This is a genomic window from Bradyrhizobium sp. HKCCYLR20261 (assembly GCF_051168435.1).
Taxonomy (GTDB): domain Bacteria; phylum Pseudomonadota; class Alphaproteobacteria; order Rhizobiales; family Xanthobacteraceae; genus Bradyrhizobium.
The window spans coordinates 168,958-191,311 of the sequence record NZ_JBNPUZ010000006.1 but is presented as its reverse complement, the minus strand read 5'-3'; the positions used below and the strand labels follow the sequence as shown (position 1 = coordinate 191,311).

29 protein-coding genes are annotated in these 22,354 nt (G+C 63.4%); 17 read left to right on the top strand and 12 right to left on the bottom strand.

From position 1 onward, the window contains the following. Window positions 1–71: 71 nt before the first annotated feature. A complete protein-coding gene (locus ACQR1L_RS16320; protein ID WP_434859244.1) occupies window positions 72–266 on the top strand; it encodes a hypothetical protein in 195 nt (64 codons plus the stop codon). A gap of 44 nt (window positions 267–310) precedes the next feature. Next, complete coding sequence (locus tag ACQR1L_RS16315; protein ID WP_277996588.1) at window positions 311–442, top strand: hypothetical protein; 132 nt, start codon at window positions 311–313, stop codon at window positions 440–442. Between the two features lie 8 nt (window positions 443–450). Here ACQR1L_RS16315 and ACQR1L_RS16310 read toward each other — a convergent pair whose 3' ends face one another. Continuing rightward, window positions 451–1,464 carry an SDR family oxidoreductase gene (locus ACQR1L_RS16310; protein ID WP_434858956.1) on the bottom strand — a complete coding sequence of 338 codons (1,014 nt, stop codon included), beginning with the start codon at window positions 1,462–1,464 and terminating at the stop codon, window positions 451–453. 158 nt (window positions 1,465–1,622) lie between these two features. Between ACQR1L_RS16310 and ACQR1L_RS16305 the strand changes: the two genes are divergently transcribed. Further along, window positions 1,623–1,799, top strand: a complete 177-nt coding sequence (locus tag ACQR1L_RS16305) for a hypothetical protein (protein ID WP_434858955.1) — start codon at window positions 1,623–1,625, stop codon at window positions 1,797–1,799. A gap of 38 nt (window positions 1,800–1,837) precedes the next feature. Further along, window positions 1,838–2,206 (top strand): PRC-barrel domain-containing protein, encoded by a 369-nt coding sequence (locus ACQR1L_RS16300; RefSeq protein ID WP_434858954.1) that lies wholly within the window; start codon window positions 1,838–1,840, stop codon window positions 2,204–2,206. A gap of 50 nt (window positions 2,207–2,256) precedes the next feature. On the opposite strand, the gene ACQR1L_RS16295 is transcribed toward ACQR1L_RS16300, so the two are convergent. Together ACQR1L_RS16295 and ACQR1L_RS16290 are read right to left on the bottom strand one after the other, a co-directional pair. After that, window positions 2,257–2,532 carry a hypothetical protein gene (locus ACQR1L_RS16295; RefSeq protein ID WP_434858953.1) on the bottom strand — a complete coding sequence of 92 codons (276 nt, stop codon included), beginning with the start codon at window positions 2,530–2,532 and terminating at the stop codon, window positions 2,257–2,259. Window positions 2,533–2,800: 268 nt separating this feature from the next. Beyond that, the gene (locus tag ACQR1L_RS16290) at window positions 2,801–2,956 is read right to left on the bottom strand and encodes a hypothetical protein (RefSeq protein ID WP_434858952.1); all 156 of its coding nucleotides are present in this window, start codon (window positions 2,954–2,956) and stop codon (window positions 2,801–2,803) included. A 1,420-nt stretch (window positions 2,957–4,376) separates the two neighbouring features. On the opposite strand from ACQR1L_RS16290, the gene ACQR1L_RS16285 reads away from it, so the two are divergent. Then, complete coding sequence (locus ACQR1L_RS16285; RefSeq protein WP_434858951.1) at window positions 4,377–4,850, top strand: hypothetical protein; 474 nt, start codon at window positions 4,377–4,379, stop codon at window positions 4,848–4,850. Between the two features lie 454 nt (window positions 4,851–5,304). Further along, entirely contained in the window at window positions 5,305–5,517 is a 213-nt protein-coding gene (locus ACQR1L_RS16280; RefSeq protein WP_434858950.1) for a hypothetical protein, read from the top strand. 306 nt (window positions 5,518–5,823) lie between these two features. Here ACQR1L_RS16280 and ACQR1L_RS16275 read toward each other — a convergent pair whose 3' ends face one another. The 3 genes from ACQR1L_RS16275 to ACQR1L_RS16265 all read right to left on the bottom strand — a co-directional run bounded on the left by ACQR1L_RS16275 (window position 5,824) and on the right by ACQR1L_RS16265 (window position 8,853). Continuing rightward, the gene (locus ACQR1L_RS16275) at window positions 5,824–5,985 is read right to left on the bottom strand and encodes a hypothetical protein (RefSeq protein WP_434858949.1); all 162 of its coding nucleotides are present in this window, start codon (window positions 5,983–5,985) and stop codon (window positions 5,824–5,826) included. Between the two features lie 1,051 nt (window positions 5,986–7,036). After that, on the bottom strand, window positions 7,037–7,774 hold the full coding sequence (locus ACQR1L_RS16270) for an FkbM family methyltransferase (RefSeq protein ID WP_434858948.1): 738 nt from the start codon (window positions 7,772–7,774) through the stop codon (window positions 7,037–7,039). Window positions 7,775–7,989: 215 nt separating this feature from the next. Further along, window positions 7,990–8,853 carry a hypothetical protein gene (locus ACQR1L_RS16265; protein ID WP_434858947.1) on the bottom strand — a complete coding sequence of 288 codons (864 nt, stop codon included), beginning with the start codon at window positions 8,851–8,853 and terminating at the stop codon, window positions 7,990–7,992. Between the two features lie 716 nt (window positions 8,854–9,569). Here ACQR1L_RS16265 and ACQR1L_RS16260 point away from each other — a divergent pair. Further along, window positions 9,570–10,700 (top strand): S8 family serine peptidase, encoded by a 1,131-nt coding sequence (locus ACQR1L_RS16260; protein ID WP_434858946.1) that lies wholly within the window; start codon window positions 9,570–9,572, stop codon window positions 10,698–10,700. A 132-nt stretch (window positions 10,701–10,832) separates the two neighbouring features. Then, on the top strand, window positions 10,833–11,057 hold the full coding sequence (locus tag ACQR1L_RS16255) for a hypothetical protein (protein ID WP_434858945.1): 225 nt from the start codon (window positions 10,833–10,835) through the stop codon (window positions 11,055–11,057). 800 nt (window positions 11,058–11,857) lie between these two features. Here the strand turns inward: ACQR1L_RS16255 and ACQR1L_RS16250 are convergent. The 5 genes from ACQR1L_RS16250 to ACQR1L_RS16230 all read right to left on the bottom strand — a co-directional run bounded on the left by ACQR1L_RS16250 (window position 11,858) and on the right by ACQR1L_RS16230 (window position 16,377). Further along, window positions 11,858–13,540 carry a PAS domain-containing protein gene (locus tag ACQR1L_RS16250; protein ID WP_434858944.1) on the bottom strand — a complete coding sequence of 561 codons (1,683 nt, stop codon included), beginning with the start codon at window positions 13,538–13,540 and terminating at the stop codon, window positions 11,858–11,860. Between the two features lie 429 nt (window positions 13,541–13,969). Next, window positions 13,970–15,127 (bottom strand): tyrosine-type recombinase/integrase, encoded by a 1,158-nt coding sequence (locus ACQR1L_RS16245; RefSeq protein ID WP_434858943.1) that lies wholly within the window; start codon window positions 15,125–15,127, stop codon window positions 13,970–13,972. 25 nt (window positions 15,128–15,152) lie between these two features. After that, window positions 15,153–15,500, bottom strand: a complete 348-nt coding sequence (locus ACQR1L_RS16240; RefSeq protein ID WP_434858942.1) for a hypothetical protein — start codon at window positions 15,498–15,500, stop codon at window positions 15,153–15,155. After that, a complete protein-coding gene (locus tag ACQR1L_RS16235; RefSeq protein ID WP_434858941.1) occupies window positions 15,497–15,898 on the bottom strand; it encodes a helix-turn-helix domain-containing protein in 402 nt (133 codons plus the stop codon). Before ACQR1L_RS16235 ends, ACQR1L_RS16240 begins: the two co-directional genes overlap by 4 nt. A gap of 32 nt (window positions 15,899–15,930) precedes the next feature. Further along, complete coding sequence (locus tag ACQR1L_RS16230; protein ID WP_434858940.1) at window positions 15,931–16,377, bottom strand: hypothetical protein; 447 nt, start codon at window positions 16,375–16,377, stop codon at window positions 15,931–15,933. 88 nt (window positions 16,378–16,465) lie between these two features. Between ACQR1L_RS16230 and ACQR1L_RS16225 the strand changes: the two genes are divergently transcribed. Continuing rightward, window positions 16,466–17,074 (top strand): hypothetical protein, encoded by a 609-nt coding sequence (locus ACQR1L_RS16225; RefSeq protein ID WP_434858939.1) that lies wholly within the window; start codon window positions 16,466–16,468, stop codon window positions 17,072–17,074. Here ACQR1L_RS16225 and ACQR1L_RS16220 read toward each other — a convergent pair. Further along, window positions 17,037–17,342, bottom strand: coding sequence for a helix-turn-helix domain-containing protein (locus tag ACQR1L_RS16220; RefSeq protein ID WP_434858938.1), 306 nt, complete (start codon window positions 17,340–17,342; stop codon window positions 17,037–17,039). The two genes, ACQR1L_RS16225 and ACQR1L_RS16220, sit on opposite strands and share 38 nt — an antisense overlap. Window positions 17,343–17,735: 393 nt before the next feature. Between ACQR1L_RS16220 and ACQR1L_RS16215 the strand changes: the two genes are divergently transcribed. The 8 genes from ACQR1L_RS16215 (at window position 17,736) to ACQR1L_RS16180 (ending at window position 22,353) form a co-directional block, all read left to right on the top strand. Next, a complete protein-coding gene (locus ACQR1L_RS16215) occupies window positions 17,736–18,047 on the top strand; it encodes a hypothetical protein (RefSeq protein ID WP_316216248.1) in 312 nt (103 codons plus the stop codon). Window positions 18,048–18,050: 3 nt separating this feature from the next. Then, on the top strand, window positions 18,051–18,278 hold the full coding sequence (locus ACQR1L_RS16210; RefSeq protein WP_434858937.1) for a hypothetical protein: 228 nt from the start codon (window positions 18,051–18,053) through the stop codon (window positions 18,276–18,278). Beyond that, a complete protein-coding gene (locus ACQR1L_RS16205) occupies window positions 18,275–18,748 on the top strand; it encodes a DUF2312 domain-containing protein (RefSeq protein ID WP_434858936.1) in 474 nt (157 codons plus the stop codon). Before ACQR1L_RS16210 ends, ACQR1L_RS16205 begins: the two co-directional genes overlap by 4 nt. A 41-nt stretch (window positions 18,749–18,789) precedes the next feature. Beyond that, entirely contained in the window at window positions 18,790–19,101 is a 312-nt protein-coding gene (locus tag ACQR1L_RS16200; RefSeq protein WP_434858935.1) for an ABC transporter permease, read from the top strand. Beyond that, the gene (locus ACQR1L_RS16195) at window positions 19,098–20,549 is read left to right on the top strand and encodes an MT-A70 family methyltransferase (RefSeq protein WP_434858934.1); all 1,452 of its coding nucleotides are present in this window, start codon (window positions 19,098–19,100) and stop codon (window positions 20,547–20,549) included. The genes ACQR1L_RS16200 and ACQR1L_RS16195 overlap by 4 nt, the downstream gene beginning before the upstream one ends. Further along, a complete protein-coding gene (locus ACQR1L_RS16190; RefSeq protein ID WP_434858933.1) occupies window positions 20,546–20,911 on the top strand; it encodes a DUF7768 domain-containing protein in 366 nt (121 codons plus the stop codon). The genes ACQR1L_RS16195 and ACQR1L_RS16190 overlap by 4 nt, the downstream gene beginning before the upstream one ends. Further along, window positions 20,908–21,126, top strand: a complete 219-nt coding sequence (locus ACQR1L_RS16185) for a hypothetical protein (RefSeq protein ID WP_434858932.1) — start codon at window positions 20,908–20,910, stop codon at window positions 21,124–21,126. Before ACQR1L_RS16190 ends, ACQR1L_RS16185 begins: the two co-directional genes overlap by 4 nt. 66 nt (window positions 21,127–21,192) lie before the next feature. Continuing rightward, window positions 21,193–22,353 carry a helix-turn-helix domain-containing protein gene (locus ACQR1L_RS16180; RefSeq protein WP_434858931.1) on the top strand — a complete coding sequence of 387 codons (1,161 nt, stop codon included), beginning with the start codon at window positions 21,193–21,195 and terminating at the stop codon, window positions 22,351–22,353. The last annotated feature ends 1 nt before the right edge of the window (window position 22,354 follow it).

Sequence of the window (22,354 nt, the reverse complement as noted above, 5' to 3'; positions counted from 1 at the left end):
GTGGAACTGGCGGGACATTAAACTCACGTAAGGCGGTTGCAGCGGAGAGCGGTGGTGACCAACTCATTTATATGAAGCAATCAGATCTTTTCCGAGAGAACGCCGATAATTGTCTCCAGCTTGCGGAGCACGCGCAGGGAGAGCCCGCCTATCGCCGGTTCCGGCGCATGGCCCAGGGCTGGAGTGCGCTTGCGCTCCAGCAGGATTGGCTCGACGGCGAGATCGCCCCGGTCGAGCGGGGCGCGGTTGGGCGCCGCGATCAATGAATCCCTGACCCCCTTTGCAATGGACCCGAATGGAGGAGCGTCCGATGACCCCCCGTACCGTTCTCATTGCGCTGCTGACCGCCTTTAGCGTCGCCTCGGCGGTCGCCGCATTCACGACGATCCGCCAGGTGCATACGGAAGCCTACTCGCTTCCGCAGCCGGTCACCCGGATCTAAGCGCAGCCTCACGGCTGACCGGACCCCCCGGACGAGCCGTAGACCTGTCCGTTGGCGTAGCTCGCATCGGCCGCCGCCAGTTGCACGTAGATCGAGCCCAGTTCCGCCGGCTGGCCGGGACGGCCGAGCGGTGTCTGGCCGCCGAACTTCTCGAGCTTCTCCATGGTCGCGCCGCCCGACACCTGCAGTGGCGTCCAGATCGGTCCCGGAGCGACCGCGTTGACGCGGATGCCCTTGGGTCCGAGCTGCTTGGCGAGCGACTTCACGTAATTCATGGTCGCGGCCTTGGTTTGCGCGTAGTCGTAGAGGTCCGGGGAGGGATCGTAGGCCTGTTCCGAAGACGTGCCGATGATGACTGAGCCCGGCTTGAGGTGGGGCAGGGCGGCCTTGATGATCCAGAACGGGGCGTAGATGTTGGTCTTCATGGTGGCGTCGAAATCCTCCGACGAGACGTCCATGATCGATTGGCGGGCCTGCTGGCGGGCGGCGTTGTTGACGATGATGTCGAGGCCGCCGAGGCCCTCGACGGCGCGCTGCACGAGCTGCTCGCAGAATCGTTCGTCGCGGAGGTCGCCGGCAATGGCCACCGCCTTGCGGCCCTCGGCCTTGATCAGAGCGATGACCTCCTGGGCGTCAGGTTCTTCCGTCGGATAATAGTTGATGGCGACATCGGCGCCCTCGCGCGCATAGGCGATCGCCGCTGCGCGCCCCATGCCGGAGTCCCCGCCGGTGATCAGCGCCTTGCGGCCGGCGAGGCGGCCGGAGCCCTTGTAGCTGGTCTCGCCGTGGTCGGGCTTGGGAGTCATCTTGCTGGCAAGGCCGGGCCAGGGCTGGGACTGCTTCTCGAACGGTGGTTTCGGATATTTGTCGGTGGGGTCGACGAGCTGTTCGGTCTCGGTGGAAGTCGCGGCCATCGTTTCACGTCCTTTCGCGGTTGCCGAAGTCAGCGAGGCAGCCGCAAGCGTTGCGGTGCCTCCGACCATCTGGCGGCGGGACATCGATGTGGTGCGATCGTCTGCCATGCGGGGTCTCCTGTTGGGCCGTCGTCAACGGCGGACCATCGCCAACGTTTCGTTCGGGCGTGCCCACAGCGGCGTGATCTGCGGCGCCTTGGCTCAGGCGGGAACCAACCGGCGCGGGCGGCGTCGTTCCGGGGAACAGCAATCGAAGGAGACGCGCAATGGCGCAGCATGATCAGGGAATCGTTCGGACCGGACGCGGCGAGGAGCAGCCGGCGGACAAGGAGCGCGCGCAGACCGCGCATCAGACAACATCGCCGGATGCGCCCTCGCACGAGGCGACGCGGCATCCGGATGGCGAGCTGCCGCAGGAACGGCCGGCCGCGGGGCGGCGTTGATTCCCTTTAACTCTACTAATCTCGTACAGGAGGCTCACATGGATCCGATGCTCGATGCCAGCGAATATGGCAATCTGATCGGCAGCGACAAGGTCGAAGGCACCGCCGTCTATGGCGCCGACGACAGCAAGATCGGCACGATCGAACGCGTCATGATCGACAAGCTCAGCGGCCGCGTGTCCTACGTCGTGCTCGGCTTCGGCGGCTTTCTCGGACTGGGCAACGATCACTATCCGCTGCCGTGGCAATCACTGAAATACGATACGCGGCTCGGCGGCTACGTCACCGGCGTCACCGAGGACCAGCTGCGCGGCGCGCCCAAATACGCCGACGAGCGCGAATGGAATTGGGGCGATGTCGCCACCGGCCGCAAGGTCGACGACTATTACGGCGTCCGTCTCGCCTGATGCGTCAGCGGTCCGACGTGTGGACCGCCGCTCCGCATCCTCACAACACCTCAGGCCGCCGGCGACTGTGCGCCGGCGTCGGCGGTCTGGCTGGCCATCATGCTGCGCCGGCTCGACAGCCAGATCGGAATCTCGCGATAGCTGGTGCCTTTTTCGTTCATCTCGGCGATGGTCCAGCGGCTCGGATGCCGCTCCTTGCCGACGAACACCCAGTCTTCGGCCGCCGGCGGCGGCTCGTTGGGCCGCGTCCTCAGCCACGCCGACCGCGCACCCTTCGGCAAGCGATCCTGCTTCATCTGATAGAGATCATACACTGGCGAACGCATGACGCTACTCGTCCTCAAGCAACCCTGACTCACGACACCAGCAGCGTGCCGAACTGTCACGGCGGAATTGTGGGAGGAGCGCGGCCGGGCTGTGCAAAACGCGATCAGACCCTTGCTGTGCGGCACCCGCCACATTTTCGACGAGACGCGTCTCGCTGCGCGGAAGGCGACGCGCAGGGCGGTATCAATGAACCCCGCGAGCCCGGAGGACGCACGCTTGCGTCCGGCAATGAAGAGCCCGCCGGGCGAGACCGGAGGGCCGATCAAATCAGAAGAAGGCGTAGCTGAGATCGAGACCGTAGGTGGCGTGAAGAATGAAGCCGAATGCGGTGGCGCCGCAGAGCATCAGGATGGTGCGCAGCTTCTCGGTGTCGATACGTGTCTCTTCGAGATGGGTCGGAAGGGTTTTTGTGAGTGTTGTCATTGGTGGACCTCTGTACGCGAAACGAAGACGGAGTGTGAGCTACGAAAGTATGGCGAGTGATTAGATCCCGTTCCGGAGATGGTCATTTTGTGGGGTCCCAGAAGAGTTCTAATTATGAAAGTGGAACCCAGCATCGTGCAAAATTTGGGGCGAAGTTGAGGAAAGTAAATGGTCAGTAAAATAAATCTCAGGTTGATATGAGTTGTGCCTAGTATTGTTGCACGCCCGGGCTGCCGAATGAAGTTGCCAGGTTGCGAACCGCTCGGCCGCACGTTTTTAAGCTTAATTCCCGGGATAAACGCATGTTCGCGCCAAGCGCCGTGAGCTTGCGGACCCTGGCAGGCATGGTTCGACGGCAAGGCAACAGTCGGTTGCAGGAGTAGCTCAAGTATAGAGCGGCCGGGTCTTGCCCCCGGCCACATTGTGGCAGGACGTTAACCTTTGTGGCGAACCCGTCAACACGGCGCCCGCTGAGGCTAGCATGATCGGTATCATCTGAACGATGGCCGCGAAGGGCGGTCCGGAATTTCTCGTCGGAGATGTGCTCATCAAACAACAGCCGCATAATCATCGATGTCGTATCCCGCTGGCGTCGCGCCGCGCGCCCAGGTGAGGCGCGGGCAGGGCAGGTGGCTGCCGGACGACCGGCGGCGTTCTCGCGGCACGGATGCCCGAGTCATGGCGGTCGTTTGGCCCGTCCCGGTGAGGAGAGGGCGCAGGGAAGGCCGGGCGTCCACTGACACCCGCGGCCCCCGTGCGGAACAGAGTGCACGGGGCAGGAACCACAGGTGCAGCCGGACAAATCCCAGCCTTCCCTGCGCGATGGTTTGAACGGCTGCTTCGCGTTCTCCCTGGTGCGCCGGGCTTTCTGGCCACCATGGCGACAACGCGCGTTAAGCGCATTGCGCGGACATCAGCATCGGGATGTCAGGACCGCGCGACTTGACCGTGCGCCGCAGGATTGTTCGTCCGCATGACCAGCATGCTGCAACCCACGACGCCCACCGCATCCCGCACTCCACGCTCGTGACGATCGCGATGCGCCCCTCTCGCGAGGCGGGACAGGGGTATTGAACACGAATTCGAGAAAAACGAAACAAGAATCTTTTCGCCGCACGATCTGGACAACCCAAATCACGTTGAGGACGTTTACGAAATCAGTTTTCGCGCGCAGGCGGATGGCGGTGGTCCGCGGCGCGGTGAGAGGAGTCCCGCTGGTGTCGTCGCGTCTCGAATCGCCCGTCGGGCGCACGATCCCGTCCGGCGTGGACCGGAGCCTCGACGGCGCCGCGGCAGACGTGGGGACGCCGCGTCAAGCTGTGAACTTCCCGCTGTTGCCGGCGTTTCCGACGCACGGCCTTTGCGGGGCCGCGAAGCCGGTCTAGCGTGGCCGCTTTCCACGCCGTTCGGGACGAAACACATGACTTCAATGATCAAGGCTTTCGCGCTGGCCGCGAGCCTCGGCTGCTGCACCGCCGCCGCGCAGGCCGAGCCGGTGCGCTGGACCACCTACCGGATTCCGGAGACGGGTACGTCGGTCGACATTCCCGCTTCGGTCTTCAGCGAGATCGCCGGGCGTCCCGACGGCTATGGCCAGCGCTTCCAGACCGCGGACGGCCGCGCCAATCTCACCGTGCAGTCCGCCGCCAATGACCAGGGCGACTCGCCGGCGCGCTTCCTGGCCAAGAAGAACCCGCCGCCGAACATCCAGTACAAGCGCGTGACCTCGCGCTTCTTCGCGGTGTCGAGCTACAAGGGCGACTATGTCTGGTACAACCGCTGCAATTTCACCGGCGGCTACGTGCACTGCGTCCTGATCAACTATCCCCGCGCCTGGGAGCGCGACTGGGACGGCCTCGTCACCCGCATCAGCCTGTCGCTGAACAGGGGCTGAAGAGGGCAGGGCGGCTCGGCAGCTCCTCCAGGTGAGGGTGAGACCGGGGTCGCGGTCGAGCTCTCGCCGTCTCCACCGCCGTCATGCTCCGCGAAAGCGGGGCATCCAGTACGCCGTGGCAGACGAAATTGAACCGAGATGTCACGGCGTACTGGATCGTCCGCTTTCGCGGACGATGACAGCGGGGGCGAACTGGAAACGCTCCCCGGCGGCTGCGCGAGCCGCAGGACGTGGATGGCCGGGCCTCCGCCGCGCCGAAGCGGCTTCGGCCGCCCAGGGTAGAAACGCCAGGCCGTCGCCGGGGAACAGACCAGCCCCAAGATACGATCGCCGATGCGTCGGCCTCGCGAGCGACGGGGGCGGGGCGGTTTGATCCACCTCAATGAGCAGTAGACACCCCGCTGCATAGAGTCCGAGCGGATTCCGCCGTCGCATGCAAACGGGCTCATCTTTCATGGCTGCCGCGTCCTTCACCGTCAGGGCCGAGAGCGAAAGCGCGATCGCCACGATCCGCTGCCGCAGCGCGCAGGACGCGCTGCTGACCGCCAACGTCTACCTGCGCCTCGGCGCGGCCTGCGTCAGCATCCAGACGCCCGGCGGCCAGAAGGTCAGCCCCGACCGGCTCGATGCGCTGATCAATGACGGCGGCAGCCGGGGCTTGGTCTAACGCACGATGCGATTCAGCCGAAGCGTATCCACGATCCGATGATGACAGCGGCAGACGCCGAGATTTCGGTCTCACCTTTCCGGGAAGGGGGCGATCGCATCTGGATGCGCTGCCGGATCGGCGAGCGATCCCGCCGATGTGTTGCTCGGTCATGCCCGGGCTTGTCCCGGGCATCCACGTCTCTCCCAGTATGCCGGGCGACGTGGATGGCCGGAACAACAAGCCCGGCGATGACGACGTAGGGAGAAACGCGCGCAAAAAACCGCGACCGTAGACCTTCTTTCTAGCGGAGGAGTCCGTTGCCGGTCAGGACGACGGCGCCTCGGTGCCGTCCTTTCGCGGTGTCCGGCGCAACGATCGATCCTCGATGTAAGGCCCGTAGAGAACGTCCTGGCGGCGCTGGTAAATGGTCGCGAGCGTGACGGCGGCGATGAAACAGATTGCGGTCAAAACACCTAATTCAAACATGTCGGAGCTCCATCGCCCCACGAGGTGGCGGATGGAGAGCAGGCCGTCAAACGGAAGCCGCCGTTAAGCTGAACGGGAAAGCTTAATGCTGCGGGCGACGGATGTTGCCATCATCGCCTCGCCCTCACGCCAACCGGCCACGGCCGATCGATCACTCCACAAGGGTCGGACGATCGGCATCGAGCTCCGGGAACATCGCCCGGCAGCTCAGGCAATAGGATTCGAAAATGAAGGTCAGCAGCGTGGACATCGGTCAGCCCCATCGGTCAATCTGATGCCATGCAGAGTGCCCGAGGTCTGTTTCAGGACGTTGTCGTCGGGCCGCGGAAATGGTTTCACCGGCCGCCATCCCGGACGACGAGCGCCCGAGCAAGGACTCAGGCGCCAGTTCGCGGCACGCCGCCATCCTGCGCCGTCACGGCTGCCGGAGGGGCGGACTGCGCGCTTTTCCGCAATCCACCCAATTTTCCACAATTGTCAGCCCGGCCTTCGCACGGGCTGCCAGCAGCCTCCGCGTTGCCGACGGCGGCTGCCTGAGATCGCGGGCGTTCAGGACGGCGGGGGACGCGGCGATCGCATGCGACCGGACCGCCCCCGTCTCGTTGCATCGGATTGAGTTCAGAACGTCTGCCGCGAATGGCGCTGGCGAGGTCTCTAGCGGGCCATGCAGGCCGACACGTAGGGACCCATGCCTCCCTTGACATTCACCGAGAGACCCATTCGCCTGCCTTCCGCTTTGCATCTTTCGAGTTTGGCGGCTCTCTTGGGGCTCGAATTGACGGCCTGTAGACAATCGAGGCGCTGAGGTCCGACCGGGTAGGTTGCGCAAATCTTGGCCTGCGCAGGCGCTGCAACAATCGATATGAAAAAAACTGCAAGGAGCAATCGACAAGACATCAACGGTGGGACCTCGACCGGACTACATTGAATTGTTGTTCCGCCCTGTCGCGGGGGCAAGCCTCGATGATGAGCAAAGTTGCAAATGAATTCGGCGCAAGATCGCGTTCGTTCAGGCCTCACGATAACCAGGACGACCGCTGAGAGGCTGACGTCAAGAGGTTCGCGCCTCCCGGCTCCGGAACACGAAGTTGTTGCAATAGTCCTTGCGTTTCCAGAACCATTCGCCGTCGGCGCGCTGGTGAATGTCGGGATCGAAGGTCGAGAGCGGACGCAGCCGGCCCCTGTTCACGAAGGCGCCGCGATAGCCGAGGCTGGCAAGCATCGAAAACGTCTGCTGGACGCGGTCCAGCGTGGCCAGCCGCCGGTCGCATTCCACGACGATCACCGGCCGGCAGCGCTGCAAGGTGCGGATGGCGCCGCGCAGCACGTCCAGCTCGGCGCCCTCGACATCGATCTTGATGGCCGCGACGCGCCCGGTGGACGGGAGATAGTCGTCCAGCGCGACCGTCTGCACCGCCAGCGCCGTCGATGTCTCGGCCGGCCGCAGCAGCGAGGCGCCGGGCTGATGGCCGTCGGGCACGAACAGCGTCTTGCGGCTGGTGCAGGAATAGGCCGCCCGCGGCTCGATCACGACGTTGTCCAGCGCGAACCTTCGGCACAGCCGCGAGAGGCCTGCGGCGAGATCCGGCTGCGGCTCGAACGCGATGACCCGCCCGGGCGCCGACCACCGCGCCAGCCAATACAGAAAGCTGCCCTTGTTGGCGCCGACATCGCAGACGATATCGCCGGGACGGATGTGGCGGCGGAGCTGAGACAGTTCGGTCCGATGGTCGCGGATGCGCGAGCGGAGGAGCCGTACCACAAACCGAGCTGCTTCGTTCTTCGCCAAGCCTGCCTCCATGTCGGCCACCGACGGCGGGAGTGATAAGCTCCAACACGGTCCTTCGCGACTAGCTCAGACATGATTGCGAGGCGGGGCGGCAGCATGGCGTCATCATGGCGAAGCGCAGTCGAGGGGCTTGCGGGCTCGCCTTGGAGGATAGTTGTCAGACCTCGATGGTGCGGATAAGACTCTCTGCGTCGGTCAATTTTCTTTCCAATCAGTCAAGTCGCTTGGTGCCCTTTCTCGCAGGCTCGCCAGATCCATTTTTGCTGGTTCACCCGACCCAAGTCAGCTCGAGGCGGCCGCTGTTGTTCAAGAATTGATCCCACAGCATCTGAATGGTTGCGCGCTCTCTGCTCACCGATGAGCGGACTTAGATCGAGCCAATAACAATAAGCACTTCTGCGGGCTCGAAGTCCGGTGCGGTAGGCCATGCATCCCGTTGCAACCAAGATAGCGGTCGATTCCATCACATGTTTCGAATAGTTGGCTTTCTGACTGGGGTCAGCCAATAGAGTGGGGTCGATCGGATGCTGATACTGATCAATGAGGCCGCTCATTGATGGGTAAACCACAATGCCGGATGTGACTGGTACGACTCCGTCGCAATTTGGCGGGGGAATGTCAAAATTGATCGAACCGGCGCTCACGAGATAGCCTTCGATCACTCGCAATTCGTGCCGTTGGCCGATATCGAACGCTGGCTCCCTGCCATTATTAGTAAAGACGACTCCGGCCTTCACGATTTGATCTAATGCGGGAGGTTCCTCAAGGACAATTCGGGCCGGGTTGAGCCAGGCCCTTTGGCCAGTCGCGGAGAGCTCAAGGCTTTTGGCTGTGGTACTCGCCGACTGGTCCGCGGCGTTCGCTGACCTCTCTGCGGATTCTGCTGAGTGGCGCGCTGCTTCCATCTGCGGCAGGGCGATTCCAATCGCGACGATGAGTGCTATGATTGGGCTGACCGCAGAAAGCCAGGACCTAAAGCACGTGACATGCGACTCGCCTTTAACACAAAGGTGATCCGGCCACCGTCTGAGCACCGCTACCGCTGCAATCACCACTGCAAGCACGAATGCTGCTAGCATATCTTCATCCCGACGCGAACGAGTCGAGGTAGAAACTAGTGCAAGTTTAGGTAGAAGTCAGCTACTAACTCGCCTATGCCGGGGCGGTATTGGAATGCTCTGCCGCTCTCAAGAAGCACGATGCTCGCTTGCTGCGAGACTGACTGATAGCGGACTAACATCGGCAGGAGCGCGGCACTGCTTCGGAGCAAGGCTCCGTCAGATCGTTCAGGGAACTACGGATTATCAGAAATAACCATGCCGTTCAACCTGCGCTGTTAGGAGCCGGCGCTAGAAGAGTAGTTATCTAGTGGCTTATACCTGCAACAACGATGTCTCGACGCTGCAATGATATCGGGATCGTCGTCATCGACGCCACAGGCGCCGAGAGGTCGTTCATGTGATTATCGTTCGGAAAGTATAAAAAGCACTCGGCTACCCTCAAGATGAGAGCTGTGTATGGCTGCGATGCTGCCCTATCTTTCTCTTTTCGAAAACTACCACAGGTAGTATGAGTCGAGCCCATTCTCCGGAGTCCAGCCGTAGCTTGTGCTGATTGTTTGAATGAGGCTTTCCTTATGTCATTGTCGGAGCAAGAGGGACCAGAGGAAGCTCGCTCTGATAGTGCGTCGGGCAACCCGTACAGGTTTCACAGCGCGGCTGCGCCGGTCGTCGCAACAGGCAACTGGCTGGTAAAGTTCGAGACGGATGTTTCTCCATCTGTCAGGAGAACTTTGTTGCAGCATGGGCTCGGCGGCAACAGTCATATCGCTGCAACAAGCGATTTTCGATCTGCGGCCTTGAACCTCACCGGTCTCGTTCAGGTCGCCGATGCGGTCGTTCTCGATCGGCTCGGTGTCGCCGTTCTGAAAGGTACCGAGGACGTCACGAGCCGTTCGGCAGAACTGGAGGACATGCCGGGGATAAGACGCGTGATGCCTGAGTTCTTCGTCTTCTCTTATGATGAGGCCGGCGATTCGATCCACGAGGACACGGGTGAAGTGACTTGGGGGATCGCGGCGATAGGTGCGTCGCGATGGCCGCTCTCGGGCTCCGGTGTGAAGCTCGGCATTCTGGATTCGGGATTTGACAAGACGCATCCGGATTTCGCGGAGCGGCCGGTCAAGGTGTGGAGCGCGTTCGGTTGCCCGGGCGACGACTTTCAGGGGCACGGCACGCACTGCGCAGGGACCGCGGCCGGGCCGCATGCGACGACGGGGCGCATGCGCTACGGCGTTGCTCCTGGAGTTGATCTTCACATCTACAAGGTGCTCAACGACAAGGGCTTCGGTACTGATGGCGACGTTCTCGCCGGGATCGAGCGCGCTTTGGAGGATGGTTGTGATGTGATATCGATGTCGTTCGGACGAGGTGTCGCGACCGGCACATCGCCTCATTCGATCTATGACGACGTGGCTGGCGCGGCGCTCGATGCCGGTGTCCTCATGATCGCAGCTGCAGGCAACTCGAGCAGTCGTGACGTGGGTCACATCGCTGCTGTCGACTATCCTGCCAACTCTCCATCGATCATGGCCGTAGGAGCCGTTGATAGCCGTCTCCGAGTTGCCAATTTTTCGAATGGGGTGGCGTCTGGGGCGAGCGCGCCGGCGATCGGAGGTGTCGACATCGCCGCGCCCGGCGCTGGTGTTTTTTCGGCAGTGCCGATGCCGCGCCGGTACAGACGGCTCCGTGGAACGAGCATGGCGGCGCCGCACGTTGCGGGCGTTGCTTGTCTTTGGGCCGAAACGGACGCTAGCTTGCGCGGCCGCGCTCTATGGAAGGCTCTGACAGCGAATGCGAAAACCCTGCATGCGGCCGCAGGGGACGTCGGCGCGGGACTGGTTCAATCGCCGTTCACGGAACGTTGACGATGTTGGCGCGTTGGAGCGCCCCGTAAGAAGGACGAAACAGAGATGTGGCACGCTGCGCTTCGTCATCCTTCGGCCATGCTCCAAGGGCTTGTCTTTTCTGTGTTTTCTCCCTTGAGGAGGCGCAATTCGATGAAACTCAATGTGACGATCCTGATGGGTGAGCCGGTGTCCGGCGACGACGCTGTCCTGCTTGGTAAGCTCAGCCGCGCCGGGGTGACGGTCGATCGCGTCCTGCCACGGCTGGCGATCGTGACCGGCTCGATCGATCCGTCGCACCTGTCGACGTTGCGAGCCGTTCCCGGCGTAAAGCGCGTCGAGGAGGCGGGAGCGTTTCAGCTTGCGCCCGACACGTGAACGCTTGGCCCGCGTGCCGACTGCCCACCGAACGAGCCCGGCCGGATCACCCCGCCGGGCTTTTGAATGTCGAGGTGTTAGTGGCTGATCCTGCGCTCGAAGCCCGACCTACTACGCCGCGGTGTGACGACGGCTTGTGATTCACGTCTCGGGCATTCATGCGGGGAAGGCAGGCTTGCATCGTTGGGCCGCGTCGTCCGCGTGGCGATCCCAGCAGGGCCTTCCGGATAAGCCGGATCAATGCGTTAGGGGCGAGTGGGTCACAACCCGTGTTCACGCGATTCCCGAGAGTTTTTAGGGCTTGTGACCCACTTTAACCCACGGGCGCCATACCCTAGGTCGGCACTCCAGAGGGCGACGAATCTCGATTCACGAATTCCGGTGCATTAGCTCTGCGGCGGAGCCAGATAGAATTCGTGCACCGCAATTCACCGGCGGCGGACTAGTCCGCATGTCGGATGTCAACCCCTACGACTCGTGAGGCCCGCTCTCGCGCCTCATACCGGCGCTCAGGAGCTCGCGTAGCTTATCCTCGGCAAGAGCGATATTTGCGCGAATGGCCTCGCAGCGCGGGTCTAAGACCGGCAGCCGCTGATCTGAGATGAACTGCTCGACACGATCCAAGGATCGTCGCCAAGCGACCAGGGCAAGCTGCAGCTCAGCCAGCTGACGCCAGTGATCCGAACTGAGCACAGGCACAGGCGAACTCGCCGCCTGTGACGAGTTCATGATTGGAAAGGGAACGATGTTTGGCACCTGCCAGGTCTCCACGCGGCGTGCAGCTCGTCGCCTAAAGTGCGCTAGGCAGCATTCGTCATGGCTTGGGCCTCTGCTGCAGCACGCTGCATGCTTGCGGACATCTCGCTGGTCACGGTGCTCTGCTCCTCCACCGCGACCGCGGTGTTCGTCACGTACTCCCCGACACTGCCGATCTCGGTCTTGATCTCGTTGAGCGCATTGACCACTTCGGACGAGATCTGATTCAGACCGCTGATCTCGATTCCGATCTTGTCGGTGGCCTGCTTCGCCTGGTTAGCGAGGTTCTTGACCTCGGAAGCGACGACGGCGAACCCGCGCCCCGCCTCGCCCGCACGAGCGGATTCGATCGTGGCGTTGAGGGCCAGCAGGTTGATCTGGCCGGTGATGTTGCTGATTATCTCGACGATTCCGCTCATTGCCTGAGCCGCGTCGCTGAGGCGCTTGGCCTGGGCGTCGGCCGAAGACACTCGATCGACGGCGCTCATGGCGGTGTCCTTCGACTTTAGCATGGCGGTTGAGATCTCGCGGACGGAGGCGTTGAGCTCCTCGGCACCGGCGGCGACCGACTCCATCATCTTCCGCACGCGCTCGTTGCCCATGCGGATCTTGACCTGCCTGGTGATGTCGGTCGCATATTTGACGACCTTGAACGGCTTGCCATTGAGGTCCAGGATCGGATTGTAGGAGGCCTGGATCCACACCTCGCGACCGCCCTTGCCGATTCGCTTGTACTCCGCGGCCTGGTACTCGCCGCGGTTCAGCGCGGCCCAGAACTCGCGATAGGCGTGACCATCGCGCTCTTCCGGCTCGACGAACATCGAGTGGTGCTTGCCCTTGATCTCTGGCAGCGAGTAGCCGAGGGCGTCGAGGAAATTCTTGTTGGCGGAGATCACCGTGCCGTCGAGGTCGAACTCGATCACGGCCTGGGACTTACCGATGGATTCGATCTGACCGCGGAGATCCGCGTATTCCATCTTCTGCTTCGTCACGTCGGTGGCGAACTTGACGATCTTGAACGGCTTGCCCTTATCGTCGAGGATCGGATTATATGATCCCTGGATCCAGACGTCTCTGCCGCCCTTGCCGACGCGCTTGAATTCCGCGGCCTGGTATTCGCCGCGGTTCAGGGCAGCCCAAAATTCGCGATATTGCTGACCGTCACGCTGCTCGGGCGGCACGAACATCGAATGATGCTGCCCCTGGATCTCGGCCAACGTGTAGCCCATGGTCTGCAGGAAGTTCTCGTTGGCGTCGATGATCGTTCCGTCCAGCTTGAATTCGATCATGGCCTGCGATCGGCCGATGGCTGCGATCTGGCCGGCATAGTCCTGGTTCTGCAGGCGTATGCTGGCATCCGCCCATTCGACGACGGTGCCGGCGCGACTGCCGTCATCCCTGAAAAGCGGGGTGGCAATCAGGTCGAAGGTCCAGTTCCCGACCTTGATCGTCGCGTGGTGGACAGAGGTCAGCGCCTTGAGCATCTGGCGCTGGTGACTAGGGTTCTTGTGAAAGACGTCGATATTGGTGCCGATCAGCTTGCTCACGTCGAAATTCGGCAGCGACTTCTTCAGGTCGGCTTCGGCCGTCCGCAGCAGCGCCTCGACACCGCGGTTCATGAAGAGGATGTCGAGGTTTTCGTCCGCCACCATTACGTTGGCAGTAATTGCCTTGCTGGCGAGGAGGGCAAGTTCGTCGGCCTTGCCGCCGGCCTTCCGGAACAGCATTGAGTTCGCTCCTTGAATTCGGTCTTCCTCCAGACTTTTGATCAAATGATATTTTACGTTCCCTAACTTTTAGCATCCGTAATGCTACTGCGGCGTGGCGCCTGTTGCCTCGCATCAGTGTCCGGAGGCGGATTGATGAGGCCGTGTGCGGCGGGCATGTCGTATGACACCGCAGAGCTGACGGGCTGAACCCGGCACCTCATTGTTGCGCGCGCGGCGATTCTCATCACTCTTCAGCAGCGGCGCTTGGAGGTTTTCGCTTTCCCGAACCCGCCTGCGGCCGAACAGACATAGTGCTGCTCGGCCATGGCTCAGGAAACCGTCGCGGCACACGGGAGCCACTTGACGTTGCTATTGGGAATTGGGCTTCGTCGTATTGACCTCGAAGGGGGACGGCGACACAGCCTGCTAACGCGACGTCGAAGGTCGTCAAATCTTGCCAGTGAACGTAAGCAGTCCCATGGCGCCGCCAGCCAGCAGCTGCTGGCGAACCTTCTCTGTATAGAGTTCCGCCTGCTGCAGTGTCTTCCAGCCGAAGATGGCCTTGAGCTGGTGCGGCGTCGCTCCGTTCTCGGCTGCAATGGTCGCGCCGGCCTTGCGGAGCCCGTGGGCGCGTCCGGGGACGCCGGCCTCGATACAGCGCTTCTCGAACCAATTGCCGAGCCCCTTGGTCGTGAATGGCCGCTTGTGCTCGGTCTCCAGGAAGGTCAACTCGCCGAGCGGCGAGACCGCGAGCACGGCCTCAAGCTGGGGCAGGATCGGGATCACCAGGTCGACCGGGCTGCGCGTGCGGTTCTTTCGTTGACGGAAATCGAGCCAACGCCCGGGATGCACCTGGCGCAAGAGCGGGCTCATGTGCTCGGCCTTCCGGATGTGCGGCCGGCCCATGCGCGCTACATCCGACAGCCGCTGGCCCGTCATCATGAACAGCGCCAGGGCCAGATAGGCCTTGCTGCCGACCGGGTGGCGCTGCTTGAACTGCAGGATCTCGTCGATGCTCCAGGTATGGTGCCCGCCGGTCTTCGGCACGTCGAGCAGCTCGACCTCCTTGGCGACATTCGCGGCCATCAGCTTTGGCTCGGTCTTGACCGCCCATTCCGACAGCTTGCGCAGCGCCTTCAGCCTGTGGTTCGCCGAGTTGATCGAGGTCAGCGCTTTGCGGTTGATCAGCACCTGGATCTTTGACTTGGGAATGTCGCAGGGGAGATCGCCGACTTCGAGCTCGGCACCTTCCTGCACCGGCTCGCGGCACAGCGCTTCCAGGATGCGCCGTCGGTTCTTCTGGGTCTCGACGTCGTAGCCGCGAAATTCGAGGCATTCCCGGTAATATTTCTGGATCAGCCAGCGCAGCGAGCGCTCGACCACGCGGGGCGGCGCTGGTGGCCGTGGCGCAGCGTCCGGCCGCTGATAGGGCCGTCCGGCCATCGCCGCGGCGAACTCTTCGTGGAAGGCGGCCGTGCCAGGCTCTTCGCGCAAGCGCACCTTGCGAAACTTGCCTGTGCCGGGGATGCGCTTGCGAAAGTAGCGCCTCAGGTTGCCGTGGCGATCGCGATCTTCGTAGTAATAGCGCTGGTCGATCGGGGGCACGAGGACCTCACCTCGGAGCAGGAAATCAGGCGACGCTGTCCCAGCCGCTGGTGGCCGGCACGACCGCGGCGGCCTCATCTTCATCGGGCAGGTTCTCGAAGGCGATGTCAAGCTCGTACCGGTCCCAGACCCGGCAGCCGCGCACCAGCCTGCCGCGGGGCATCAAGCCTTCGGCCACCAGCTGGTCAAACTTGGTCGGCGACATGCCGACCCAGTCGGCGGCGGCGGCGCGGCGCAGGCCGCGCGGTGCGTAGGCCCGCTCGCGATGGTCGGGCACCTTCTTCCGTGAGGGAGTCGCAACAGCTGCATGTCCGAGCCGCAGTTCGGCGACGGAGGACCCCTGGCTCGCGAACGGTCGCGCGGGTGGGGTCATTGCAGGCCCCAATTTTCGTTTGCCAGCGCCTCAGCGAGCTTCACGATCGTTGCGCAGGTGCTCTCGGGGATCTGCGCAAACGCCTTGGCGATGCGCATGCCTTCTTGCGAGGTGATGAACTTGTCGCCGATGGTGTCATCCGGCGCCGCGTCCTTGGTCGCGAACAGGAAGGGAAGGTCGACCTGCAGCGCGGCGGCAATGGCGGCAAGCCGGGATCCGCGGATGCCGTTGGTGCCTCTCTCATACTTCTGGATCTGCTGAAACGTAACGCCGACGGCGTTCGCCAGATCGGTCTGACTCATGTCGAGCTCGAGCCGGCGCATGCGAATGCGTCTGCCGATCTTCGCATCAGTCTCGGTCGTGGAGCGTGGCTTCTTGATAGAGGCGCTTTTCGGCATCGCTGTCTCTCGCTGTGGTGGTTGGGATCGGCTTATCGTTCGCGCGTGGCGGCTTGCTTCGCGGCGGTCGCGGTGACCTCGGAGGGCGGTCCGGCGAGCCACGCGCTGGCGAGCGCGATGGCTTCGGCGTGCAGCACGTGGACGTCGATGAGGTTGTGCCCTTTCGCCAGCAGCAGCCGTCGTGAATCTCCAGCGTCGCTGCATTCGCGCGCCGCGTAGAGGTCACGTGCCATGTTCTCGAGTACGGCCCGGCGGCGCTCCTCTGTGCCCATCAAGGGGCCGTCGATCAGGAAGGTGGTCTTGCCGCGAAAGGCCGCGTGGGCGCTAAGGTCGGCCGGACGAAAATCCGCCGAGCGTAAATTGATTAACGCGGTCCTAGATTGCCGCGAACTATCCCCGCAATCCTGCTGCGGCTGATGTTGTTCGAGATCAGCACGATCAAAAACGACATTTCGCCCCGACGTAATCAAAATCTTCACCTCAAGCCGCTTGCGTGCCGATTACACCTTGCGTGTAACAAACTCACAAAGTTACACGCAAGGTGTATTTGTGCTTGAGGATATGGGAATGCTGAAAAAGCTGGGTACTACAACGGACAGCGTGCGCCGGTCTGCAATGCAGATTGCCGTGCAACTGCCTGAAAATGTTGACGAAGCACGCGCAACCTTGGCGCAGGCGCAAGATCTGTTGGAGAACTTCTTGGTGCGTGCGCCGGCGGAGGTCGCGCAGATCGGTCGCAGCGATCAGGTCATGCCTTTGGCGGAAGGGGTCTCTGTCGCCGGCGGTTGCGGTGGCGGAGATCATCCCTTCGGTGCAGGAAGGGCCGCATTTGTAACGGTGGCGCTGATAGCCGCCTTTGCGCCGACGGCCATCAGTGTTGCCTGGCTCACAGGTGTGGAAGCCATTTCCGGATGGGTGTTATCTGTAGGTATTATTTTGACGTCGCTGGTATTGGGGTCCGGCTACGGTGTCGTCTTTGCCGTGTCAGCCGCCATCGCGCACGGCTACGTGCTTACGGTCTTATCCGTCGGATTCAGCTTCCCAAGCTCAACCGAGGCTGTTGCAATGGTGGGCTTTTTCGGCCTCGCCCTGGCCCTCCCGCCGCTCGCGCGCAGCGTGGAGGCCCTCCGGCGCTGGATTAGTTCTTTTCGTCTAGCTGTTCCTGCAGTCCGTTGATGATGTTGACGGGAAGGCCCGCGGCCAGACCGCGATAGATCCAATCGAGCGAGACGCCGGTTACTTTGCAGACACGAAGGGCTTGGTCGAGGGAGATCCGTCGCGTGCCCCGTTCATAATTGTTCCAGGCCTGCTGCTGAATGCCAACCAGGCGACAGAACATCACCTGGTTGAGCTTCATGGCCTCGCGTGTGCGGCGTAGCCGCCTGCCGATTTCAACGATTTCGTCCGCCATCTTGCTGTGGAAGATGCTCAAAATGCCCGACATTGCATAACAACCGTTTGTCCGAGTTGAAAAATACACACAGCGTGTAATATTTTGAGGGCATGAGTGATTCGCGCCCCAAACAGCTCCATACGGCGACCGAAGTTATCGACGCGCTGGGAGGCACCCGCAAAGCGGCCCTCCTTGCGGGCTATAGCCGCCAAAATTCGATTACGAACGCCCGCGCCCGAGGGAACCTTCCCTATTCGACGTTCCTGATTTTCTCCCGTGCGTTAGCAGAACGCGGCCTCGCGGCTTCTCCGGCTCTCTGGGGCATCAAGCCCGCTCCCTCCGAGCAGGAGAGGCGCGATGGCCGATAGCCTAGCACTCGAGCCGGCCTCAAAAAGGCGGAACCGCGCCGATGCGGGCCGAATCCCGCAGGAGTGCGGGTGGTTCTTGCCTGTCGCGCTGGAGCTGAAGCGGATTTTCGGCCGTAAATGTCCGCGCGAGATCGTGGCGCGCACGGGCTGCGACATCTCGACGGCCGAGCGCTGGCTCGGTGGCCACACGTCGCCGAGCGGCGAAGCGCTCGCGCGGCTGCTGCGCTCCGACATCGGCGACCGCGTGCATGACGCCCTGATCGAGGGCGTGCAGGCGCCCTGGGCCAAGAGCGTGCGCAGCGTGCGCGAGATTGCACGCCTCCGTCAGCAGCAAAACGACACGGCGCGGCGGCTGGCCTCGCTCGAAAACAATCTCAGGGAAGGGTGAGGCATGCGGGCGGCAGAAGCCGAAATCGACAGCGAGCAGATCTGTTCGCTGCAGCATGTGTTGGAGCTGTCGGTCTGCGACGACCTTTCGGTGCGGGTCCGCATTCGCGGCGCCGACGGCCGGACGCTCGCGGACATCGCGACGACGCCGAAGCGCGCGCTGAGGATCGCCGGCCTGTTCAAGCTGGCAGCCGAACGCGCCGACCCGATGCTGGGGAAGGTGCCGGCATGAGTAACCTCGCCACCACCGAAACCCGCGAGGAGCTCAAATCCTACATCGAGCGCATCGAGCGCCTGGTGCAGGAGATCGTCGATCTCAGGGACGAGCAGAAGGTGCTGTTCGCCGAGGCGAAGGCAAAGGGCTACGATACCAAGTCGATGCGCCGCATCATCAAGCGGCGGCAGAAGGACCCGAGCGAGCTGGCCGAGGCCGAGTCGGTCGACGACATCTACATGCACGCGCTCGGCATGACGGCCGAACATCCGCTGCATGTCCAGGTGCGGCGGCTGACGCAAGATGGCGTTGGCCGCGAGCAGGTGATCGAGGCATTGCAGCTCCTGATCCCGGTCAACGGTGAGATCATCGCCAGCGTCGGCGGCGTGCCGATGCGGCTGTGGCGCACGGCCGACGGCCAATCCTTCGCCGAGGAATACGTGCCGCCGCTGTTCCAGGACTTCATGAACAAGCGGAAGGCTTCATGACCGGGGAGAGCTTCGGAGTGACGCCGCGGATGGCGGAAGCGTTGCAGGCGATCACCGAGCATGTGGCGTTGCATGGCGTGATGCCGTCCCGGCGCTCACTCGCGGCGAAGCTTGGCTGCAATCCGAACAATGCCAACCGGCTGATCCATTCGTTGATCGAGCGTGGCGAGTTGAGCGCTTTGACGCCCGGCGGCCCGCTGTCTGGCTTCGGTCACCAGGGCGTCGCGGTATTCGTGCCGGCGCATGTCGCCGCGGCGCTTGCCGTCTTTTGCCTGGCGCATGGCGAGAAGCTCACGGCCGTCACGGCCGACGCGATCACGCTGCATATCGACCAGGTGGAGGGGCAGCCGTGACGTTGTCCGTTCATCCCTATGCCGACCTGTTCCCGCTGATCGAGGGCCAGGAGTTCTATGATTTCGCGGAGGACATCCGCCAAACCGGTTTGGCCGATCGGATCGACCTTCTCGACGGCGCCATCCTCGACGGCCGCAACCGCTATCGCGCCCTGGTCTGGATCATGTCGACCGGGGAGGCGCTCGGCGACGGCTGGGGTGCGGTCGACCTGCACGGACAGCCGTTGCCCCTCGCGCAGCTCGATCCGGCGACCAGCCATCTCTTCAAGCGGTTCGATCCAAGGATCGATGGCGACCCGCTCGACTACGTCCTGTCCAAGAACTTCCGGCGCCGGCATCTGACCGACGACCAGCGCCGCATGGTCGGTGCCAAGCTCGTCACCTTGAAGCAGGGGCGCCCGGCGGAATGTTCGCAAATTGCGAACATTAGCCGCGACCAGGCGGCAAGGATGACGCAATCGGACGTCGCGGGCATCGACCGCGCCCGCGCCGTCATTGCGCATGCGGCACCGGAGATTTCGCAAGCCGTCGAGCAGGGCAGGGTATCGGTCGCGGCCGCGGCCGAGATCGCAGCGCAGCCGGCCGAGCGGCAGGCCGCGATCGTCGCCAGCCTGCCGCGCGATGCCGAGGGCAGGCTGACGCCGGAAACCAAGAAAGCGCTGGCGCCGGTCATCCGTGAGATCCGCAAGGAGAAGATCGAGGCGAAGCGCGAGCGCCGCTCGCAGCGAGAGGCAGAGCAGGGACGCAAGATCCAGGCGCTGCCGGACCGCTACGGCATCGCGATCGAAGACTTTGAATGGGACCATGAGGCCTGGTCGCGCGAGACCGGGACCGAGCGGCATCCCTCGATGCACTATGAGACCGCGGAGGACGCGCACACGCCGGAGGAGATCGTCGCGCGCTGCGCCGCGCGGTTCGCCTGCTTGGCCGATGACTGCATCCTGTTCAAATGGACCACGGGGCCGCATCTCGCCATCGCGATCAAGGTGATGGAGCTCCAAGGCTTCCGCTACGTCACCAATCTGGTCTGGAACAAGCAGCGCAGCGGCAACGCGCGCGGTCCCGGCTATTGGTTCACCGGGGAGCACGAGATCGTCTTGGTGGGGGTGCGCGGCAAGGTGGTGCCGCCGGCCACGGCGCATTTCCGCAGCAGCTTCTCGGCGCCGGTCGGCGCGCACAGCGAGAAGCCGGACAATCTGCACGAGATCATCGAACTGCACTGGCCGAACACGCCGAAGGTCGAGTTCAACGCCCGTCGCGCGCGGCCGGGCTGGGCCCTGTGGGGCAACCAGGCGCCCGCGGTGCAGGTGTCGCCGATCGCGGCTAAGGCCTTGCCACTCCCGCCGCAACGGCCTGCGAGCCGGCCGCGGGCCGAAGCGTTGCCCGACGGGCTCGATATTCCGGCGTTCCTGCGGCGAACCGTCCAACCATCCGGGCTCAAGGCATGACCGCCATTCCACGTCATCAGACGCTTGCGCCACGCCAGATGCGCCGCGTCATTCTCGAGTCGCCCTATGCCGGCGACGTCGCGGACAATGTCGCCTATGCGCGGGCCTGCGTGCGGGATGCGCTGCTGCGCGGCGAGGCGCCGCTCGCCTCGCATCTGCTTTACACGCAACCTGCCGTGCTCGACGACAATGATGCGCGCGAACGCGCGCACGGCATCAACGCCGGGCACGCTTGGCTGCATCTCGCTGACGCCGTGGTTGTCTATGTCGACCGCGGAGTCTCGGAAGGCATGGCGGCCGGCATTCGCATGGCCGAGTTCATCGGCGTTCCGATCGAATATCGCCGCGGGGTCGTCGCGTGACCTCGCCGCGCCATCGCTGGGGCGACAAGGTCCGCTTCATCAACAAGACCGAGCAGCAATGCCTCCGCTGCGACGTCGTGAAGGTCGGGCGCCAGGAATGGCAGGGCGACCGGCCGATCTACTGGACCGAATATTGGCGCGAGCTGGAGCGGATCGATCGCGCCGGCAAGACGCCGGCTTGCAGCCCTGAGGAGGCGTCGGCTTGCGGACGCTGAACCTGCTCGTCGAGCCTCCTCCGTGTCGTCGCGTGCGTGCGTCTGCTCTTTCCTGGAAATCGTGACATGAGCCGTCCCCGTCTTTCCATCATCCCGGCCGGCGCGATCTTCGATCGCTCGCTGGAGCCGCGCGACCTGCAGGTGATCGGGCTGCTCGGCTGCCATATCGACAAGGCCGGCTGGTGCCGGCGCAGCCAAGTCAAGATGGCGGCGCAGCTCGGCTGCGGGCGCGCCTCGGTGCAGCGTTCGCTCGAACGGCTGGTCGAGGCCGGCTGGGTCGAAAAGAAGCGGCCGCCGTGGAGCAACGAAGCGGGTCAGCCGTCGAACAGCTACATGTATCGCGTGGTGCTCGATCGCGACGATTGGGAATCCCAATCGAACGACGATCCCGAAGGCGATGACGACGACAGTCATGCAGAAAGTGCATCCGAGGGGGAGGGGGTGCCCACCGGTGGGCAGGGGGGTGCCCAGCCAGGCGGGCACCCGGGTGCCCAGCCATGTGTGGGCACGGGTGCCCACACATACGTGGGCACCAAGAACGACCCCTTAGAACGTCCCCTTATTGAACGGGAGAGAGACGCGCGCGCACGCGACCGAAACGCGAAGTTCATCGCCGCATTCGAGCAGCGCTGGCCGTCCGCGTTCGCCGACGATCGCCATCGCATTGCCTACGCCGCGGCTGCGCTGAACGAGGCGCAGCAGAAGGCCGCGTTGGATGGCGTCGGGCCGTTCCTCGACCATTTGCAGCGGCTCGGGCGGAAGACGATTCCGGCGGGATGGCGCTATCTGGAAGAGCGCCGATGGGAGCTGCTGACGCAGGCCGAGGCCACGCCCGTGGCGAAGGTTCACCCCGGCGACAGCGCCGAGGCCAAGGCGATCAGGGCGCTGCACGACATGGTCGGACGCGGCGATGCGTTCCGCAAGATCTACTGCAGGGCAGGCGACGGGTCTGTCAGCTTTCCGCGCGCCGTGACGGCGCAGCTGATGGCGCTCGCGCGCGTGCCGGAGGAGTCGGCATGGGTCGATCTCACTCATCAGCAGGCCGGCGCCTGGGAAGGGTTCGTGAAACCGTTCTTCGATGAGCGGGCGGTGCGCAGGCATTTCCGGGCGGGCTCGCGCGCACCATGGCCGTGGCCGCCGAAGGTCAGCGGCGAGCTGTGCAGCATTGCGACCGGGCCGCCGGTGCCGCCTGAGGTCGATGATCGGGACTTGGCGGATTTCAGATAGG

Coding starts and splice junctions, on each gene's coding strand:
- ACQR1L_RS16320 (WP_434859244.1), top strand. CDS start 72: ATGAAGCAATCAGATCTTTTCCGAGAGAACGCCGATAATTGTCTCCAG.
- ACQR1L_RS16315 (WP_277996588.1), top strand. CDS start 311: ATGACCCCCCGTACCGTTCTCATTGCGCTGCTGACCGCCTTTAGCGTC.
- ACQR1L_RS16310 (WP_434858956.1), bottom strand. CDS start 1,464: ATGGCAGACGATCGCACCACATCGATGTCCCGCCGCCAGATGGTCGGA.
- ACQR1L_RS16305 (WP_434858955.1), top strand. CDS start 1,623: ATGGCGCAGCATGATCAGGGAATCGTTCGGACCGGACGCGGCGAGGAG.
- ACQR1L_RS16300 (WP_434858954.1), top strand. CDS start 1,838: ATGGATCCGATGCTCGATGCCAGCGAATATGGCAATCTGATCGGCAGC.
- ACQR1L_RS16295 (WP_434858953.1), bottom strand. CDS start 2,532: ATGCGTTCGCCAGTGTATGATCTCTATCAGATGAAGCAGGATCGCTTG.
- ACQR1L_RS16290 (WP_434858952.1), bottom strand. CDS start 2,956: ATGACAACACTCACAAAAACCCTTCCGACCCATCTCGAAGAGACACGT.
- ACQR1L_RS16285 (WP_434858951.1), top strand. CDS start 4,377: ATGACTTCAATGATCAAGGCTTTCGCGCTGGCCGCGAGCCTCGGCTGC.
- ACQR1L_RS16280 (WP_434858950.1), top strand. CDS start 5,305: ATGGCTGCCGCGTCCTTCACCGTCAGGGCCGAGAGCGAAAGCGCGATC.
- ACQR1L_RS16275 (WP_434858949.1), bottom strand. CDS start 5,985: ATGTTTGAATTAGGTGTTTTGACCGCAATCTGTTTCATCGCCGCCGTC.
- ACQR1L_RS16265 (WP_434858947.1), bottom strand. CDS start 8,853: ATGCTAGCAGCATTCGTGCTTGCAGTGGTGATTGCAGCGGTAGCGGTG.
- ACQR1L_RS16255 (WP_434858945.1), top strand. CDS start 10,833: ATGAAACTCAATGTGACGATCCTGATGGGTGAGCCGGTGTCCGGCGAC.
- ACQR1L_RS16250 (WP_434858944.1), bottom strand. CDS start 13,540: ATGCTGTTCCGGAAGGCCGGCGGCAAGGCCGACGAACTTGCCCTCCTC.
- ACQR1L_RS16240 (WP_434858942.1), bottom strand. CDS start 15,500: ATGACCCCACCCGCGCGACCGTTCGCGAGCCAGGGGTCCTCCGTCGCC.
- ACQR1L_RS16235 (WP_434858941.1), bottom strand. CDS start 15,898: ATGCCGAAAAGCGCCTCTATCAAGAAGCCACGCTCCACGACCGAGACT.
- ACQR1L_RS16225 (WP_434858939.1), top strand. CDS start 16,466: ATGCTGAAAAAGCTGGGTACTACAACGGACAGCGTGCGCCGGTCTGCA.
- ACQR1L_RS16220 (WP_434858938.1), bottom strand. CDS start 17,342: ATGTCGGGCATTTTGAGCATCTTCCACAGCAAGATGGCGGACGAAATC.
- ACQR1L_RS16210 (WP_434858937.1), top strand. CDS start 18,051: ATGCGGGCGGCAGAAGCCGAAATCGACAGCGAGCAGATCTGTTCGCTG.
- ACQR1L_RS16205 (WP_434858936.1), top strand. CDS start 18,275: ATGAGTAACCTCGCCACCACCGAAACCCGCGAGGAGCTCAAATCCTAC.
- ACQR1L_RS16190 (WP_434858933.1), top strand. CDS start 20,546: ATGACCGCCATTCCACGTCATCAGACGCTTGCGCCACGCCAGATGCGC.
- ACQR1L_RS16180 (WP_434858931.1), top strand. CDS start 21,193: ATGAGCCGTCCCCGTCTTTCCATCATCCCGGCCGGCGCGATCTTCGAT.